This is a genomic window from Pseudomonas sp. Yb2C2 (assembly GCF_052112325.1).
Lineage (GTDB): Bacteria > Pseudomonadota > Gammaproteobacteria > Pseudomonadales > Pseudomonadaceae > Aquipseudomonas > Aquipseudomonas marginalis.
The window spans coordinates 189,412-203,718 of sequence record NZ_JAVAJK010000007.1; the positions used below are offsets into that span (position 1 = coordinate 189,412).

Sequence of the window (14,307 nt, forward strand, 5' to 3'; positions counted from 1 at the left end):
GTGGAACCTACCGTCGTCGACCATTCCTCCATGTGGAGCCTGGTCAGCAATGCCAGTGTCGTGGTTCAACTGGTGATGCTGACCCTGGTAGCCGCATCGGTTACCTCTTGGGTCATGATTTTTCAGCGCAGCAACCTGCTGCGCGCCGGTCGACGTGCCCTGGAGAGCTTTGAAGAGCGCTTCTGGTCGGGTATCGACCTGTCCAAGCTGTACCGCCAGGCCGGCAGCAACCCGGACCCGGACTCGGGCGTCGAGCAGATCTTCCGCGCGGGCTTCAAGGAATTCTCGCGCCTGCGCCAGCAGCCGGGTGTTGATCCGGAAGCGGTCATGGAAGGCGTGGCCCGTGCCATGCGCGTCGCCATTTCCCGTGAAGAAGAGAAACTGGAGCAGAGCCTGCCGTTCCTCGCTACCGTCGGTTCCGTCAGCCCGTACATCGGCCTGTTCGGTACGGTGTGGGGGATCATGAACTCGTTCCGCGGCCTGGCCCAGGCCCAGCAAGCGACCCTGGCCACCGTGGCCCCGGGTATTGCCGAAGCCCTGATCGCCACCGCGATCGGCCTGTTCGCCGCTATCCCCGCAGTAATTGCCTACAACCGCTTTGCTGCAACCAGCGAAACGTTGATCAGCCGTTACTACACCTTCGCCGATGAGTTCCAGGCGATCCTGCACCGTAAAGTGCACACCAGCGAAGAATAAGCAGGTAATTCCTAATGGCTTTAATCGCTCGAGCTCGCAAAAAGCGCAAGCCGGTCGCCGAGATGAACGTAGTGCCCTACATCGACGTGATGCTGGTGCTGCTGGTGATCTTCATGGTGACCGCGCCGATGCTCAACCAGGGCGTGAAGGTTGATCTGCCCAAGGTTTCCAGTGAAGCCTTGCCGCAGGACAACAACACTCAGGTCCTGACCATTTCGATCAAGGCTGACAAGACCTATTACTGGAACCTTGGCAGCGAAGTCGACACCCAGAAGCAACAGGACAAGGCCTTGACCCTGCCGGCGATGACCGATGCGGTGACCAAGATCATTCGCTCCGGCAACGAAGGCGGCAAGCACACCCAGGTGTTCATCCGCGGCGACAAGTCGGTCGACTACGGTTCCGTCATGGGCGCCATGGGCGGGCTGCAGAAGGCCGGCGTCGGTAACGTTGGCTTGATTACCGAGGCGCCCTGATGCACCAACAGCGAGAGCCGTCCGCCTCGGAAAGCTTCTTCTGGCCTAGCGTCTGGGCAATTGCCCTGCACGTCCTGGTCTTTGGCATGCTGTTCGTCAGCTTTGCCATGACTCCGGACCTGCCGCCAGCCAAGCCGATCGTGCAGGCGACCCTGTATCAGCTGAAATCGAAAAGCCAGGCCACCACCCAGACCAATCAGAAGATTGCGGGTGAGGCCCAGAAGTCGGCTGCGCGCCAGACTGAAGTCGAACAGATGGAACAGAAGAAGGTCGAGCAGGAAGCGGTGAAGGCTGCTGCGGAACAAAAGAAAGAAGAGGCGGCTCAAAAGGCCGAGGAATCGAAAAAGGCTGACGAAGCCAAGAAGGCCGACGAGGCGAAAAAGGCTGATGAAGCCAAGAAAGCCGAGAAAGCTGCCGAAGCTAAAAAAGCTGAAGAGAAACAATTGGCTGATATAGCCAAGAAGAAATCTGAAGAAGAAGCCAAGAAGGCTGCCGAAGAAGAGGCCAAGAAAAAGGCCGCTGAAGACGCCAAGAAGAAAATAGTCGAAGACGCGAAGAAGAAAGCCGCCGAAGACGCCAAGAAAAAAGCTGAAGCAGACGAGGCGAAGAAGAAAATCGCCGACGACGCGAAGAAGAAAGCTGCCGCCGATGCCAGCAAGAAAAAGGCCCAGGAAGCAGCGCGTAAATCCGCCGAAGAGAAAAAGGCCCAGGCCTTGGCAGATTTGCTCTCCGACACGCCGCAGCGTCAGCAAGCCTTGGCCGATGAACGTGGTGATGAAGTCGCGGGCAGTTTCGACGACCTGATTCGGGCGCGGGCAGCAGAAGGCTGGACACGTCCACCTTCGGCACGCAAAGGCATGACAGTAGTGCTGCAGATCGGCATGTTGCCGGACGGTACGGTGACTTCGGTCAGTGTGGCCAAGTCCAGTGGTGACGGTTCGTTCGACAGTTCGGCGGTTGCCGCGGTCAAGAATATTGGCCGGTTGACCGAGATGCAGGGAATGAAACCAAGCGACTTCGCTCCCTATCGTTCATTCAAGATGACATTCACACCTGAGGATCTAGCCTTGTGAGAAACCTTCTTCGAGGAATGCTTGTCGTTATTTGCTGTATGGCAGGGATAGCGGCGGCGGATGAAAAGAACATCCTGGTCACCAGCGGCAGCGATCGGGCCACCCCGATCGCGGTAGTGCCGTTTGGCTGGCAGGGCGGTAGCGTGCTGCCGGACGACATGGCCCAGATCGTCAGCGACGACCTGCGCAATTCCGGTTACTACGCACCGATTCCGAAAGGCAACATGATCAGCCAGCCGACCCAGGCCAGCGAAGTCATCTTCCGTGATTGGAAAGCGGTGGGCGCGCAGTACCTGATGGTCGGCAGCATCACGCCGGCCGGCGGTCGCCTGCAGATCCAGTACACCTTGTTCAACGTGGCCACTGAGCAGCAGGTCCTGACCGGCAGCGTATCGGGTACCGCCGAACAACTGCGCGACATGGCCCACTACATCTCGGACCAGTCGTTTGAAAAACTCACCGGTATCAAGGGGGCGTTCTCGACACGCCTGCTTTATGTAACGGCCGAGCGTTTCTCCGTAGACAACACTCGCTACACCCTGCAGCGTTCGGACTACGACGGTGCGCGGGCAGTGACCTTGCTGCAATCCCGTGAGCCAATCCTGTCGCCGCGCTTCGCGCCGGACGGCAAGCGTATTGCCTACGTGTCTTTCGAACAGAAGCGTCCGCGTATCTTCGTCCAGCACATCGATACTGGCCGTCGTGAGCAGATCACCAACTTTGAAGGCCTCAACGGTGCACCGGCCTGGTCGCCGGATGGTTCGCGCCTGGCATTCGTACTGTCCAAGGACGGCAACCCGGACATCTACGTGATGAACATGGCTTCGCGCCAGATCAGCCGCGTGACCAGCGGTCCTGGTATCAACACCGAACCGTTCTGGGGCAAGGATGGTTCGACCATCTACTTCACCTCGGACCGCGGCGGCAAGCCACAGATCTACAAGACCAGCGTTGGCGGTGGGGGCGCGGAACGCGTGACCTTTATCGGTAACTACAACGCCAATCCTAAGCTTTCGGCTGATGAAAAGACGTTGGTGATGATTCACCGTCAGGATGGTTTCACTAATTTCCGGGTTGCGGCCCAGGATTTGCAGCGTGGAACGGTAAAAATCCTCACAGATACCAACCTTGATGAGTCAGCTACTGTTGCGCCCAACGGCACCATGGTAATCTACGCCACCCGCCAGCAGGGCCGGGGAGTCTTGATGCTCGTGTCCATTAATGGACGCGTAAGGCTCCCGCTTCCTACCGCACAAGGCGAAGTCAGAGAACCGTCCTGGTCCCCTTACCTGAACTGACGCGGCGCTACAAAAAGAAGTACTTAACACACTGGGGTTCATTAGGAGTTTCACGATGGAAATGCTGAAGTTTGGTAAGTTTGCTGCTCTGGCTCTGGCTCTGTCCGTAGCCGTTGGTTGCTCGTCTAAAGGCGGCGACAATGCCGGTGAAGGCGCAGCTGTTGATCCAAACGCTGGTTACGGCGCTAACACTGGTGCAGTTGACGGATCCCTGAGCGAAGAAGCTGCTCTGCGCGCTATCACCACTTTCTACTTCGAATACGACAGTTCGGACCTGAAACCAGAAGCCATGCGCGCTCTGGACGTTCACGCGAAGGACCTGAAAGCTAACGGCGCTCGCGTTGTTCTGGAAGGTAACACTGACGAACGTGGTACTCGTGAGTACAACATGGCACTGGGCGAGCGTCGTGCGAAAGCCGTTCAGCGCTACCTGGTACTGCAAGGTGTTGCTCCAGGCCAACTGGAACTGGTTTCCTACGGTAAAGAGCGTCCAGTTGCTACTGGCCATGACGAGCAGTCCTGGGCTCAAAACCGTCGCGTCGAACTGCGTAAGTAATTCGTCATGCGAACGTGCCGTCGTGCTCTAACTGTATTGGCTCTCAGCCTCGCCCCGCTTGCGGTGTGGGCTGCGGTTCCTGTGGAAGATAGCAACTCTGGCTATAACAATAGCGGGAGCAGTTATCCGCCAGCGGGTTATGGCACGAATGGCGCCTATGCTGGGGGGGCGGCTACGTCCGCTCCCTCGGCACAGGGCGAACTGTTCAACCAGCTGCAACGCATGCAGGATCAATTGGCGCAGCAACAAGGCACCATTGAAGTTCTGCAAAATGAGGTGCGTCAGCTGAAGCAGGAAGGCCTGGAGCGTTACCAGGATCTTGATCGACGTATAGGAGCCGGTGTTACACCTGCCGCTACTCCTGATAATTCTTCTGCCGGTGGCGCGCCCAGCGCGGCTATCGGTGGTGCAGCAGCAGGGGCCGCCGCTGCGAGCCAAGCCCCTGCCGCCAGCAGTGAACCGGGTGATCCGGCGAAGGAAAAGCTGTATTACGATGCAGCCTTCGACCTGATCAAGGCCAAGGATTTCGATAAGGCCAGCAAAGCCTTTACCGCCTTCCTGGGCCGCTACCCAAACAGCCAGTACGCGGGCAACGCCCAATACTGGTTGGGCGAGGTGAATCTGGCAAAGGGTGATCTGCAGGGGGCGGGCCAGGCATTTGCCAAGGTCAGCCAGCTGTACCCCAAGCACGCCAAGGTGCCCGACTCGCTGTATAAACTCGCTGACGTAGAACGCCGCCTGGGTCATACCGACAAGGTCAAAGGCATTCTGCAGCAGGTCGTAGCCCAATATCCGGGTACCTCCGCTGCACAGTTGGCCCAGCGGGATCTGCAACGCTTGTAAGCGATGCAGCCGTTTAGAAGAAACCCGCGCCTGGCGCGGGTTTTTTCGTTAGAATCCACGCCCTTTTATGACACACGCTTCCTGGGGCCTACGCGTTGGCGGGGTTCCTTGAAGTGCCTGACGGAGGCGGACAGCCTGTTTAGCTGTTACGCCCGTGGCGACTATGCAAGACACATTACGCATCACCGAAGTTTTTTACTCGTTACAGGGTGAAACGCGAACCGCTGGCCTGCCCACGGTTTTTGTGCGCCTGACCGGTTGCCCCTTGCGTTGCCAATACTGTGACAGCGCCTACGCCTTCAGTGGCGGCACTGTGCGCACCCTCGAAGACATCCTGGAGCAGGTTGCCGGCTACCGGCCCCGCTACGTCTGTGTAACGGGTGGCGAGCCCCTGGCCCAGCCCAACGCCATCCCCTTGCTCAAACAGCTGTGTGATGCCGGTTACGAGGTCTCCCTGGAAACCAGTGGGGCCCTGGATATTTCCGCTGTAGACCCGCGTGTCAGCCGAGTGGTTGACCTCAAGACGCCGGGCTCCAAGGAAGTGCACCGCAACCGCTACGAGAACATCGAACTGCTGACGCCCAACGATCAGGTCAAGTTCGTGATTTGTTCCCGTGAAGACTACGACTGGGCCAATTCCAAGCTGATCCAGTACGGCCTTGACCGCCGTGCCGGTGAGGTATTGTTCTCTCCCAGCCACCACGACCTGAACGCGCGCGATCTGGCCGACTGGGTGGTTGCCGATAACCTGCCCGTACGCCTGCAATTGCAGCTGCATAAATACCTTTGGAACGACGAACCGGGGCGCTGAGATGACTGATCAAAAGCGCGCGGTCATCCTGCTGTCAGGTGGCCTCGATTCCGCAACGCTAGTGGCCATGGTTCGCGCCGAAGGTTACAGCTGTTACACCATGAGCTTCGACTACGGTCAGCGCCACCGCGCCGAGCTGGATGCAGCCGCCCGTGTGGCCCGAGACTTGGGCGTGGTCGAACATAAGGTGATTGGCCTGAACCTCGACGGCATGGGTGGCTCGGCCTTGACCGACAGCACTATCGACGTCCCAGAGGCCCCCACCCAAGGCATCCCGGTTACCTACGTACCGGCACGCAACACCGTGTTCCTGTCCCTGGCCCTGGGCTGGGCGGAGGTTCTGAGTGCCCGTGACATCTTCATTGGGGTTAACGCGCTTGATTACAACGGCTACCCGGACTGCCGCCCCGAATACGTCGAGTCGTTCGAGCGTATGGCCAATTTGGCGACAAAAGCCGGGGTAGAAGGGCAGGGTTTCCGGATCCAGGCACCGCTGCAAAACCTGAGCAAGGCCGCTATCGTGAAGGCTGGCGTAGGACTCGGTGTCGATTACTCGCTGACAGTTTCCTGCTATCAGGCAGACGATGACGGCCGTGCCTGTGGGAAATGCGACAGCTGCCGGCTGCGTGCAGAGGGCTTCCAAATGGCCGGAATTACGGACCCGACGCGTTATTTCTGATTTATTTCAAATAAGGTGTTGAATAATCCTTAGAAATCAGTATTATACGCGCCACCACACAGCGGGTCGTTAGCTCAGTTGGTAGAGCAGTTGGCTTTTAACCAATTGGTCGTAGGTTCGAATCCCACACGACCCACCATTTTTGGCGGTTTAGAAAATCCGGAAGGCCCACGCAAGTGAGGATTTCCGGGTTTTTTTTTGCCTGCGATTTGGTGCTTACCTGCCGGTGCGCAATGCACCCAAGCTATACCAGCATTTGGCAAACCTCCCTGTTGACTCTCCTGTTACGGGCACACCCTATCCTGCCCGCTCGACTTTTCAGGATGAAGTGATGATGAGCAAGCGAGTACTGGTGATTCTGGGGCACCCCTCAACCGACAGTTTCTGTGGGGCATTGACCGACACCTATGTGAAGGCGGCCACAGAGGCCGGGCACGATGTGCGTCTGTTACGCCTGGATGCACTGCGGTTTGATCCAGTGCTGCACGATGGCTACAAACAGGTTCAGTTGCTGGAGCCCGATCTGCTCAAGGCCCAGGCCGATATCACGTGGGCTGAGCACCTGGCGTTTGTCTATCCCATCTGGTGGGGCGGAATTCCGGCCCTGATGAAAGGCTTCTTCGATCGAATATTCCTTCCCGGATTTGCCTTCAAGTATCGCGAAGGCAAAGCCTTTCCCGACAAGCTTTTGAAGGGGCGCACGGCCCACCTGCTGGTCACGATGGATACCCCGCCGTGGTACTACAAGTGGGTCTACTGCATGCCGGGCCTGCACCAGATGCGCAAGACTACCCTGGAGTTCTGCGGCATCAAACCATTGAAGACCCTCACGTTCGGGCCGATCCTCGGTTCCGGCGACTCCCAGCGCGAAGCCTGGCTCAAGCAAGCCCAGGCTATTGCTTGCCGCTGACATAGCCGTTGCACAGCATCGCCTTGCAGCAGGCGATGCCGGCTTTATCCCTGCCAATTACACTGCCTTTTGCCACCTTCGGGTTTCCGACCCCGTAGACATGTGTGAAGATGCGGCGCGCCAAAGTACGCGCCTCTTCTGCGCCATAAAAAAAGGACTTTTACATGTATATCGGCAAAGCTGCCCAGTTGTCGGGCACGACAGTCAAGACGATCCGCCACTATGAAGACATTGGTTTGCTGCCGCCGCCGGTGCGCGAAGGGAAGTATCGGGTCTATAGCCAGCAAAGCGTTGAGCTGCTGACGTTTATCAAATGCGCTCAGCAGTTGGGCTTCAAGCTCAAGGAAATGCAGGCGATCCTTCAGGATCACCGGGGCCAGGAGCTGCCGTGGGATTTGGCCAACCAGGCGATTGCGGATAAAAAGCTGGAACTGAAAAACCAGATCGAAGGCTTGCAAAGTATCTACGACGGCCTTGAACAGTTCGAGAGCAGCCTCAAGGACGCCCAGTATCAATGCCAGTTTGAACATCTTTCCAAAACGGCCTGAACGAACGTGCTGCATGACCTCATGAAGCGTTGTGTGCTGTTCGGAAACGCCGGCAACCCCTGGTTACTCAATGGCTATGGCCGGCGTCGTCCGTTCCAGCCTCTAGCTCAAGGCGCCCTCGCGTCCTGGGTGCTCGCGTTCATCAGTGCGCTGCTCGGGCACAATGGCTGCAAAGAACCACGGAGATATCAAGGTCACTAACAGGATGGTCATGACGCCGCTGGAGAAGAGGGCCAGCGCTACCAGTGTTCCCAAGTCAATGACCGGCTTGTAGGCGGAAAACAGCAGGGCAAGGAAGCCCACCGAGAAAATCACCACGTTGACCACTGTCGAACGCCCGACACTGTGCATCGCCGTCAGGATCGCCTCGTCCACGTGGATACCTTGCTGAACCAGCAGCTTGATGCGCGACAGCAGGTGCACCGCGTAATCCACCACACCCACGACCAGGAACGTCACCAGCGTCGTGCCGATATTCAGCTCGATGCCCAACAGGTACATAAAGCCATACACCGTCACCGACGTGGTCAGCAGCGTCAGCATGCCCAGAATGCCCAGCCGGACGGACTTCAGCCAGAACATCATCATCAGCGTGACCACCAGCAACGCGAGCGAGAAGCTCAGGACCTGGCCCTGGGTGATCTCGGCCAATATGCCGGTCCATATTTTTGGCGTACCGGCATGGGTAACCTGCAGATTGGCCGGCTTGTTTACCAGCAGCCAGGCGTCCAGGCGATCGAGCATGGCCTTGTAGTCGCTGGCCACCGAAGAGGTCATGGTGTAGAGCGTCAAGGCCTTGGAGTAGTCGGCATTCAGTACGTTCTGCAAGTCTGAACCACCGCCGTTCTCGAACATCATGATGTGTTGCTCGATAAGCGAGTTACCGTCGACCTCAAAGGTTTCCGCCTGCCCCTCATCGTTGACCGATGTCACCTGCTCCAGGGCCTGTGGGACCCGCAGGTACTCGGGGTTCATATCATTGAGCACCAGGTTCATGCGCTTGACGTAAGCCGCCACCGAATAGGTGTAACTGACGTTTGGCTGAGACTTGAGAAAATGATCGAGCTTGTCGAGGAACTGCACGGTCTCCGTGGTCAACGCCCCACGCGGGGTCTTGGTGTCGAACGCGATCCAGCCGGGGGACGTGCCCGCGATCCGGGAGCGGTTGATGAACTCATCGGACACGCGCACCGGGCTGTCTTTCTTGAAGTAGGCGATGCCCGAGTCTTCGATATCGACCATGAAGGTAAACACCGTCATCAGTGCCAACAACGGCAAGCTGACCAGCAGCACCGGTTTGCGCCAGCGGATCAGGCGGGCACAGAAAGCTACCAGGTAGCGCGAGATGATCGACTCTTTGTGCACGGTTTTACGCGGCGGCTGATCTTTGCCCCAGATGGAAATCCACGCCGGAATCAACAGCAGCGAGATGATCAGGGCGGCCGTCAGCCCGATGGACATGAACACCCCGAAGTTTCGGATGCTGACGATGTTGTTGGTGGTGGAGATCATAAAGGTGGCGATGGTGGTCACGGTGGTCAGCACCACCGGTACGACCATGCGGCGCATGGTCTCGCGGTTGGCCTCGCGGTACGTCTTGCCGGCATTGAGTTGCTCATAGTACTCAGCCATCACATGTATCGCGTCGGCGCAGCAGATGGTGAACAAAAATACCGGCAGCACACTGGTGAGCAGGTCGATGGGCACTTTTAACAAGGCCATCAGCCCCAGCGTCCAGATCGTGCAGAAGAGGATATTGAACAGCGGCAGGAACACACCCAGCGGCTTGCGAAAGAAAAACACCAGCATGGAAGTCACAAGCAGGAACACGATAGGAAACAGCAGCGCCAGGTCGTGATCGATGATCTCTTGTTGGGCTGCGATGAAGATCGGCGTCCCGGCAATAAACACTTCATCGGTGAATTGCGGATGTTTGCTCTGATAGTCCGCGACGATCTGGCGTACCTGCTGGTACGCCCGCAGTTGCGCCTGGGCGTCGTCCTGCTTGGTGCCCAGCTCGGCCACCACCACCGCGACTTTCTTGTCAGGGGAGACCACCCCGCCGACCATTTGCTCGTTGCCCATGATCTGCGCTTCGACGACCTGCGGGTCCATGTCCAGGCCGTGCAGGGTCTTGTGAATCCACAGTTCGCCATCGGCGCTCAGGCTGATGTTTTCCAGGTCGGCCATCGAGGCCATTTCCTGGATGGGGTTAATCCGCTCCGCCAGGAACGTCAGAAACTGCTGGTCTCGTTCTGCCCAGCCCTGGTTGCGGGCGTGATCGCGCAGGGCTTTGGCTTGGGCATAGTCGTTTTGGTTAAACCCGCCGCCGAGGATATCGCTGGCCAACAGTTGGGCGCGGCTGTCGTTTTCGTGCTGGCCGACAACACGACGCAACTCGACTTCATCGTCGGCATTGGCCAGCATCAGCCGGCGAAGGGCCTGGGAGATTTCGAACTGCGCGTTGAGCGACTGCGTGTTAAATACACTGTGCGCATTGCTCTGGGCCACCATGACCGAGTCATAGGTGCCGGTGAACTCGTGCTGCAGGTCGATAATGGTTTTGCGCGCCGGGTGGCTTTCCTTGAGCAAGTAGGGGTTGGTGTCCGACATCAGCGAGCCGAGGGTATAGGTGAAGTAGGCCGTGATCGCCACCAGCACAAATACAATCGTGCGCGCATAGCGCTCAACGAAGTTCAGGTATCGTTCCATAGTTCAATCGGTTCCACGAAAGGCAGGCGCAGTATTCAGCGGGCGGATACGGCAAATTCAGGCAGGTCGCCGGTTTTCAGGCCGCGCTTGATTGCGGTCTGGTTGAACAGCCAATCGTCCAGTTCGACGTTGTACTGCAACTGGTTGAACCGCAGTTGGGAGCGCGTGCCGGCGATGAAGTCTTCGGTTTCGCTGAGGGTGATGCTGTCGATTTGATCGACCGTCTCGACTTTCAGCGTACGCATCTGCTTGAACATCACGCCTTTGACGTCGAAGAAATCCTGGCGCATGACCAGGTTGTTTTGCTTGTCGATCCACACCTTGAGCTGGTTGTAGCCAGTCTTGGCGAGAATCTGCGCAGACACCGGCGTGCGCTCGATGACGTAGCACTCGCGCCCGCCCATGGTCTCCTCGCCCACCAGTGTCTGGCGGTAGTCTTCGGCGCGGATCTTGTCCAAGTCCGCGTAGGAGTAATCGCTGCCCATAAACGCGCCACGCTTATCGGTGGTCGAGATCCGACGGGTCTGTCGGCTGACCGGCAGGTACATCCACTGGCTGTCCTCGGCATTCAGTGCTTCGTGGGGGTTTTCGATGTGGAAGGCGACGTTGCGCACATCGTTGGGCGCCGAGAAGTACATGGTGAACTTGTCACTGTCCGGGTAATCCTTTTGCAGGTAGCTGAACTCCCGCACCCGGCTATTGCCTTGCTTGTCGAGCAGGATCAACGACACCTGCGACATGAAACTCTTGCCGTCATTGCGGTCACGGGCCTGACGAATGATGTCGTCGGCGTTCGGGGCGGCCAATGCCCCCATGCTGGTCAGCATCAGGAGGCTGGCGGTCAAGACCTTGAGGGGCGGCAACATAGAATTTCCTTTTCTTGAAGAGGGTTTTATTGAGATCAGTTCAGGACTCAGAACAGGTAGCCGGCGGACACGCGCAGTTGATCGCGTTGGCGGTACTGGCCAAAAGTGCGGTCTTCCTTGCCAAAAAACACATCCACCTCCAGGCCCAGCTTCAGCCAGTCCACTGGGGTGTAGGTGAAGATGCCTTGCAGCAAAGCGTCGTCTTTGGCAGGCGGTGACATGGCCAGGACCAGGCGGGACTTGAGGCGGTCACGCAGGTGATTGCCCTCGGCGGACAGGGTGAACAACGGCTGGCGTTTGTCCTGCACCATGCCCATTTGCCAGTCCAGTAACTGCTGCTCCTGCCATTGCACGGAAATCAGCCAGTTGCGCAGCAGGTAGTCGACCCCCAGCAATGACTTGACCATCGGGCTCTGGCTGCTGCCGTGGGGGCGGTAGGGGTTGGTGACGTGCCAGCGATCGAAGTAGGCCACCTCGCTGCGCACCACGAAGCTGTGGCCGGCATCGATCGCCAGGCCTGCGCCGCCCATGCTGTAACGTGGGAACTGGCGCTCCAGGAGCACGCGCTGATCGTCGGCGATGCCTTCGACCGCATACACCGGGTCCTGCTGGCGGGCGTTGAGGGCGACAAAACTGGCGTCCACCGAGCCGATCCTGCCGTTGGCGCTCATGCCATAGGAAAAACCTTTCTGCCCGCTGTAGTCCGGCTTCGAATCGATCACGAACAGGTCCGGGTCCGGGACTGCGAACAGCGGTGCGTCGAACTCGCTGCCCTGGGCCGGTGCCTGGTTTTTCAGGAAGTCGGTGATCCACAGGGCTTCCACTTCCCACTCGCCCACGGGCTGGGTCAGGCGCACCATCGGCACGGCGATGCGGCTGTCTTCAAGCAAGGCCGTGACCCCTTCGCGATAGTCGATGGGGTTGACCTGGTCCAGCACCCGCAGCTCGTCGGCGCGGCCCCAGACCACTTGCTGCCAACCTACGGTGACTTCACCGTCGCCCAGGTACTGGCCCCAGTAGAGGTGTCGCCAGTCGGCACTGAAGCGGTAGTCATCCCGTGCCTCCTGGCTGTAAGGGTTATGCCCGTCATAGCGCGCGTCGTAGCGCACCCGGCCCTTGGCCTTGTAGTAGCCGCTGTCCCAGTTGTCTTCCAGGTTGGCCTTGAAATACGCCGCCTTCTGGGTGACAGGATCGTCGCCGTGCAGGCGCAAGGCACTGGCCAGTCCTACTTCCGCATCGGCATGGGCGGGCAACAGGTCTGCACCGGCCAGTCGCGGCGCCAGCGATACCAGGCCGAGCAACAGGCTGCGCGTGAACAATGCTGTGCTCATGACTACATCCCCAACCCGGCGCCGCCATCGATCATCAGGCTCTGGGCCGTGACCCCGGAGGCCTCAGGGCTGACCAGGTAACGCACCATGGCGGCAACTTCGTCGGCCTGGATAAAACGGCGCAAGGGCAGCTTTTTCTTGGCATTGCGCAGGATCTGCTCCTGGCTGATCCCGGCAATACTGGCTTGCGTTGCCAGCTCGCCCTGCAGCATCGGCGTATCGATCCAGGCTGGCAGAATCGCGTTCACGGTAATTCGGCGCGGCGCCAGGTCCAGTGCCAGAGCCTTGGTCATGCCGATAATGCCGTGCTTGGAGGCACAGTACGCGGTGTTGCGGACCTTGCCGATGCGACCAAGGATCGACGACAAGTTGATGATGCGGCCGCGATCCGCCAGCAGTGGCAGGCACAGCGAGGTGACATAAAAGGTGCCGTTCAGATTGACGGAAATCACCTTGTGCCAGTTGTCCAGGTCCTCTGGTTCATTCTCGTTGCAGACCCCGGCGCTGTTGACCAGTACATCGATAAAACCGAGGCGCGCCGACAGGTCGTTGAATAACCCCTGCACGCTGGCAAGGTCAGCGATATCGACGCCATGGGTCTCGACGCTCGCGGCAAAGGTTGCGGCGCCGACCCAGTCCTGCAGCGATGCCACGTCACGGTCCACCAGGATCAAGCGGTGGGCCGGGTCGTTGGCGAAATGTTCCGCCACTGCCCGGCCGATACCGTTGGCGGCGCCGGTAATCAAAAACGTTCTGGGTGTATTCATGGCATTTTCAGCCCGCCGTTGACCGACAGTACTTCGCCGGTCACATAGGTTGCGCGCTCGGCGAGGTACAGCACGGCTTCGGCAATGTCCCCCGGCACGGCAAAACGCTTGATCAACAGTCGCGACTGCACTTCCTGCTCGTGGGTTTCGAGCAAGGCGGCGGTCATGTCGGTGCTGACGATTCCCGGTGCGACCGCGTTGACGCGGATATTGCGCGGTGCCAACTCAACCGCCAGGGCGCGTGTCAGTGCCTCCACACCGCCCTTGGCGGCGGCGTAGCTGCTTTGCCCTTTGCCAGGCTTTTGCGCAGCCACTGAACTGAGGTTGATGATGCAGCCTTGACGCTGGCGCATCATGCCGGGCACCACCTGCTGGCAGCAGAGCAGAGTGCCGATCAGGTTGGTCTGGATCACCGCGCAGATGGCCTCGGTGGAGAGTGTCGCCAACAATCCATCGCGCGTGATGCCGGCGTTATTGACCAGCAGGTCGATGCGCTCGAAGTGCTGTTCAACCTGTTCGAAAAACACCTTGATGCTGTGGGCGTCACTGATGTCGCACTGCGCCGTGAAGCATTCGCCACCGAGCTTTTCGACTTCATCACGTACCGCCAGGGCCGCCGCTTCGTCACGCACGTAGTTGAACGCGACCTGGTAGCCGGCCTCGACCAGTGCCAGGACGACCGCTTTGCCGATGCCGCGACTGCCTCCGGTGACTACCGCTGTTTTAGAAGACATGGCCGTT

General features: G+C 58.8%; 15 protein-coding genes and 1 tRNA gene. 11 read left to right on the plus strand and 5 right to left on the minus strand.

The annotated features are described in order from the left end of the window. The 11 genes from tolQ (at nucleotide 1) to Q8X51_RS12310 (ending at nucleotide 7,890) form a co-directional block, all read left to right on the plus strand. Nucleotides 1–696 carry a protein TolQ gene (tolQ, locus tag Q8X51_RS12260; RefSeq protein WP_053135845.1) on the plus strand — a complete coding sequence of 232 codons (696 nt, stop codon included), beginning with the start codon at nucleotides 1–3 and terminating at the stop codon, nucleotides 694–696. 23 nt (nucleotides 697–719) lie between these two features. After that, nucleotides 720–1,172: a protein TolR gene (gene tolR / locus Q8X51_RS12265; RefSeq protein ID WP_161793227.1), complete on the plus strand. Its 453-nt coding sequence runs from the start codon at nucleotides 720–722 to the stop codon at nucleotides 1,170–1,172. Beyond that, the gene (gene tolA / locus Q8X51_RS12270; protein WP_027605542.1) at nucleotides 1,172–2,245 is read left to right on the plus strand and encodes a cell envelope integrity protein TolA; all 1,074 of its coding nucleotides are present in this window, start codon (nucleotides 1,172–1,174) and stop codon (nucleotides 2,243–2,245) included. Before tolR ends, tolA begins: the two co-directional genes overlap by 1 nt. Nucleotides 2,246–2,262: 17 nt before the next feature. Further along, nucleotides 2,263–3,543, plus strand: coding sequence for a Tol-Pal system beta propeller repeat protein TolB (gene tolB, locus Q8X51_RS12275; RefSeq protein WP_043293513.1), 1,281 nt, complete (start codon nucleotides 2,263–2,265; stop codon nucleotides 3,541–3,543). 55 nt (nucleotides 3,544–3,598) lie between these two features. Then, nucleotides 3,599–4,099, plus strand: coding sequence for a peptidoglycan-associated lipoprotein Pal (gene pal / locus Q8X51_RS12280; protein ID WP_003209827.1), 501 nt, complete (start codon nucleotides 3,599–3,601; stop codon nucleotides 4,097–4,099). A 6-nt stretch (nucleotides 4,100–4,105) separates the two neighbouring features. Beyond that, nucleotides 4,106–4,942 carry a tol-pal system protein YbgF gene (gene ybgF, locus Q8X51_RS12285; protein ID WP_027605544.1) on the plus strand — a complete coding sequence of 279 codons (837 nt, stop codon included), beginning with the start codon at nucleotides 4,106–4,108 and terminating at the stop codon, nucleotides 4,940–4,942. Nucleotides 4,943–5,105: 163 nt separating this feature from the next. Next, nucleotides 5,106–5,753, plus strand: coding sequence for a 7-carboxy-7-deazaguanine synthase QueE (queE, locus tag Q8X51_RS12290; RefSeq protein WP_027605545.1), 648 nt, complete (start codon nucleotides 5,106–5,108; stop codon nucleotides 5,751–5,753). Between the two features lies 1 nt (nucleotide 5,754). Then, nucleotides 5,755–6,432: a 7-cyano-7-deazaguanine synthase QueC gene (gene queC, locus Q8X51_RS12295; protein ID WP_065925898.1), complete on the plus strand. Its 678-nt coding sequence runs from the start codon at nucleotides 5,755–5,757 to the stop codon at nucleotides 6,430–6,432. A 63-nt stretch (nucleotides 6,433–6,495) separates the two neighbouring features. After that, nucleotides 6,496–6,571 (plus strand) — tRNA-Lys (locus tag Q8X51_RS12300). 192 nt (nucleotides 6,572–6,763) lie between these two features. Beyond that, nucleotides 6,764–7,342: an NAD(P)H-dependent oxidoreductase gene (locus Q8X51_RS12305; protein WP_065925899.1), complete on the plus strand. Its 579-nt coding sequence runs from the start codon at nucleotides 6,764–6,766 to the stop codon at nucleotides 7,340–7,342. A 164-nt stretch (nucleotides 7,343–7,506) separates the two neighbouring features. Beyond that, the gene (locus Q8X51_RS12310; protein ID WP_074847541.1) at nucleotides 7,507–7,890 is read left to right on the plus strand and encodes a MerR family transcriptional regulator; all 384 of its coding nucleotides are present in this window, start codon (nucleotides 7,507–7,509) and stop codon (nucleotides 7,888–7,890) included. 102 nt (nucleotides 7,891–7,992) lie between these two features. Here the strand turns inward: Q8X51_RS12310 and Q8X51_RS12315 are convergent, their stop codons facing one another. From Q8X51_RS12315 to Q8X51_RS12335, 5 genes are read right to left on the minus strand one after another with little or no spacing between them, the layout of a single operon-like run. Continuing rightward, nucleotides 7,993–10,602 (minus strand): efflux RND transporter permease subunit, encoded by a 2,610-nt coding sequence (locus tag Q8X51_RS12315; protein ID WP_315872404.1) that lies wholly within the window; start codon nucleotides 10,600–10,602, stop codon nucleotides 7,993–7,995. 35 nt (nucleotides 10,603–10,637) lie between these two features. Then, nucleotides 10,638–11,468: an outer membrane lipoprotein-sorting protein gene (locus tag Q8X51_RS12320; protein ID WP_158877826.1), complete on the minus strand. Its 831-nt coding sequence runs from the start codon at nucleotides 11,466–11,468 to the stop codon at nucleotides 10,638–10,640. A 47-nt stretch (nucleotides 11,469–11,515) separates the two neighbouring features. Next, nucleotides 11,516–12,799 carry a DUF1302 family protein gene (locus Q8X51_RS12325; RefSeq protein WP_407693898.1) on the minus strand — a complete coding sequence of 428 codons (1,284 nt, stop codon included), beginning with the start codon at nucleotides 12,797–12,799 and terminating at the stop codon, nucleotides 11,516–11,518. A gap of 2 nt (nucleotides 12,800–12,801) precedes the next feature. After that, complete coding sequence (locus Q8X51_RS12330) at nucleotides 12,802–13,566, minus strand: SDR family NAD(P)-dependent oxidoreductase (protein WP_074847537.1); 765 nt, start codon at nucleotides 13,564–13,566, stop codon at nucleotides 12,802–12,804. After that, entirely contained in the window at nucleotides 13,563–14,300 is a 738-nt protein-coding gene (locus Q8X51_RS12335) for a 3-oxoacyl-ACP reductase family protein (RefSeq protein ID WP_407693899.1), read from the minus strand. The genes Q8X51_RS12330 and Q8X51_RS12335 overlap by 4 nt, the downstream gene beginning before the upstream one ends. Nucleotides 14,301–14,307 lie beyond the last annotated feature (7 nt).

Bases quoted from the DNA above. Each gene is read 5' to 3' on its own strand.
- Q8X51_RS12335 (WP_407693899.1), bottom strand. From the start codon at position 14,300: ATGTCTTCTAAAACAGCGGTAGTCACCGGAGGCAGTCGCGGCATCGGC.
- tolB (WP_043293513.1), top strand. From the start codon at position 2,263: ATGCTTGTCGTTATTTGCTGTATGGCAGGGATAGCGGCGGCGGATGAA.
- tolA (WP_027605542.1), top strand. From the start codon at position 1,172: ATGCACCAACAGCGAGAGCCGTCCGCCTCGGAAAGCTTCTTCTGGCCT.
- Q8X51_RS12320 (WP_158877826.1), bottom strand. From the start codon at position 11,468: ATGTTGCCGCCCCTCAAGGTCTTGACCGCCAGCCTCCTGATGCTGACC.
- Q8X51_RS12325 (WP_407693898.1), bottom strand. From the start codon at position 12,799: ATGAGCACAGCATTGTTCACGCGCAGCCTGTTGCTCGGCCTGGTATCG.
- ybgF (WP_027605544.1), top strand. From the start codon at position 4,106: ATGCGAACGTGCCGTCGTGCTCTAACTGTATTGGCTCTCAGCCTCGCC.
- queE (WP_027605545.1), top strand. From the start codon at position 5,106: ATGCAAGACACATTACGCATCACCGAAGTTTTTTACTCGTTACAGGGT.
- Q8X51_RS12310 (WP_074847541.1), top strand. From the start codon at position 7,507: ATGTATATCGGCAAAGCTGCCCAGTTGTCGGGCACGACAGTCAAGACG.
- Q8X51_RS12330 (WP_074847537.1), bottom strand. From the start codon at position 13,566: ATGAATACACCCAGAACGTTTTTGATTACCGGCGCCGCCAACGGTATC.
- Q8X51_RS12305 (WP_065925899.1), top strand. From the start codon at position 6,764: ATGATGAGCAAGCGAGTACTGGTGATTCTGGGGCACCCCTCAACCGAC.
- pal (WP_003209827.1), top strand. From the start codon at position 3,599: ATGGAAATGCTGAAGTTTGGTAAGTTTGCTGCTCTGGCTCTGGCTCTG.
- Q8X51_RS12315 (WP_315872404.1), bottom strand. From the start codon at position 10,602: ATGGAACGATACCTGAACTTCGTTGAGCGCTATGCGCGCACGATTGTA.
- queC (WP_065925898.1), top strand. From the start codon at position 5,755: ATGACTGATCAAAAGCGCGCGGTCATCCTGCTGTCAGGTGGCCTCGAT.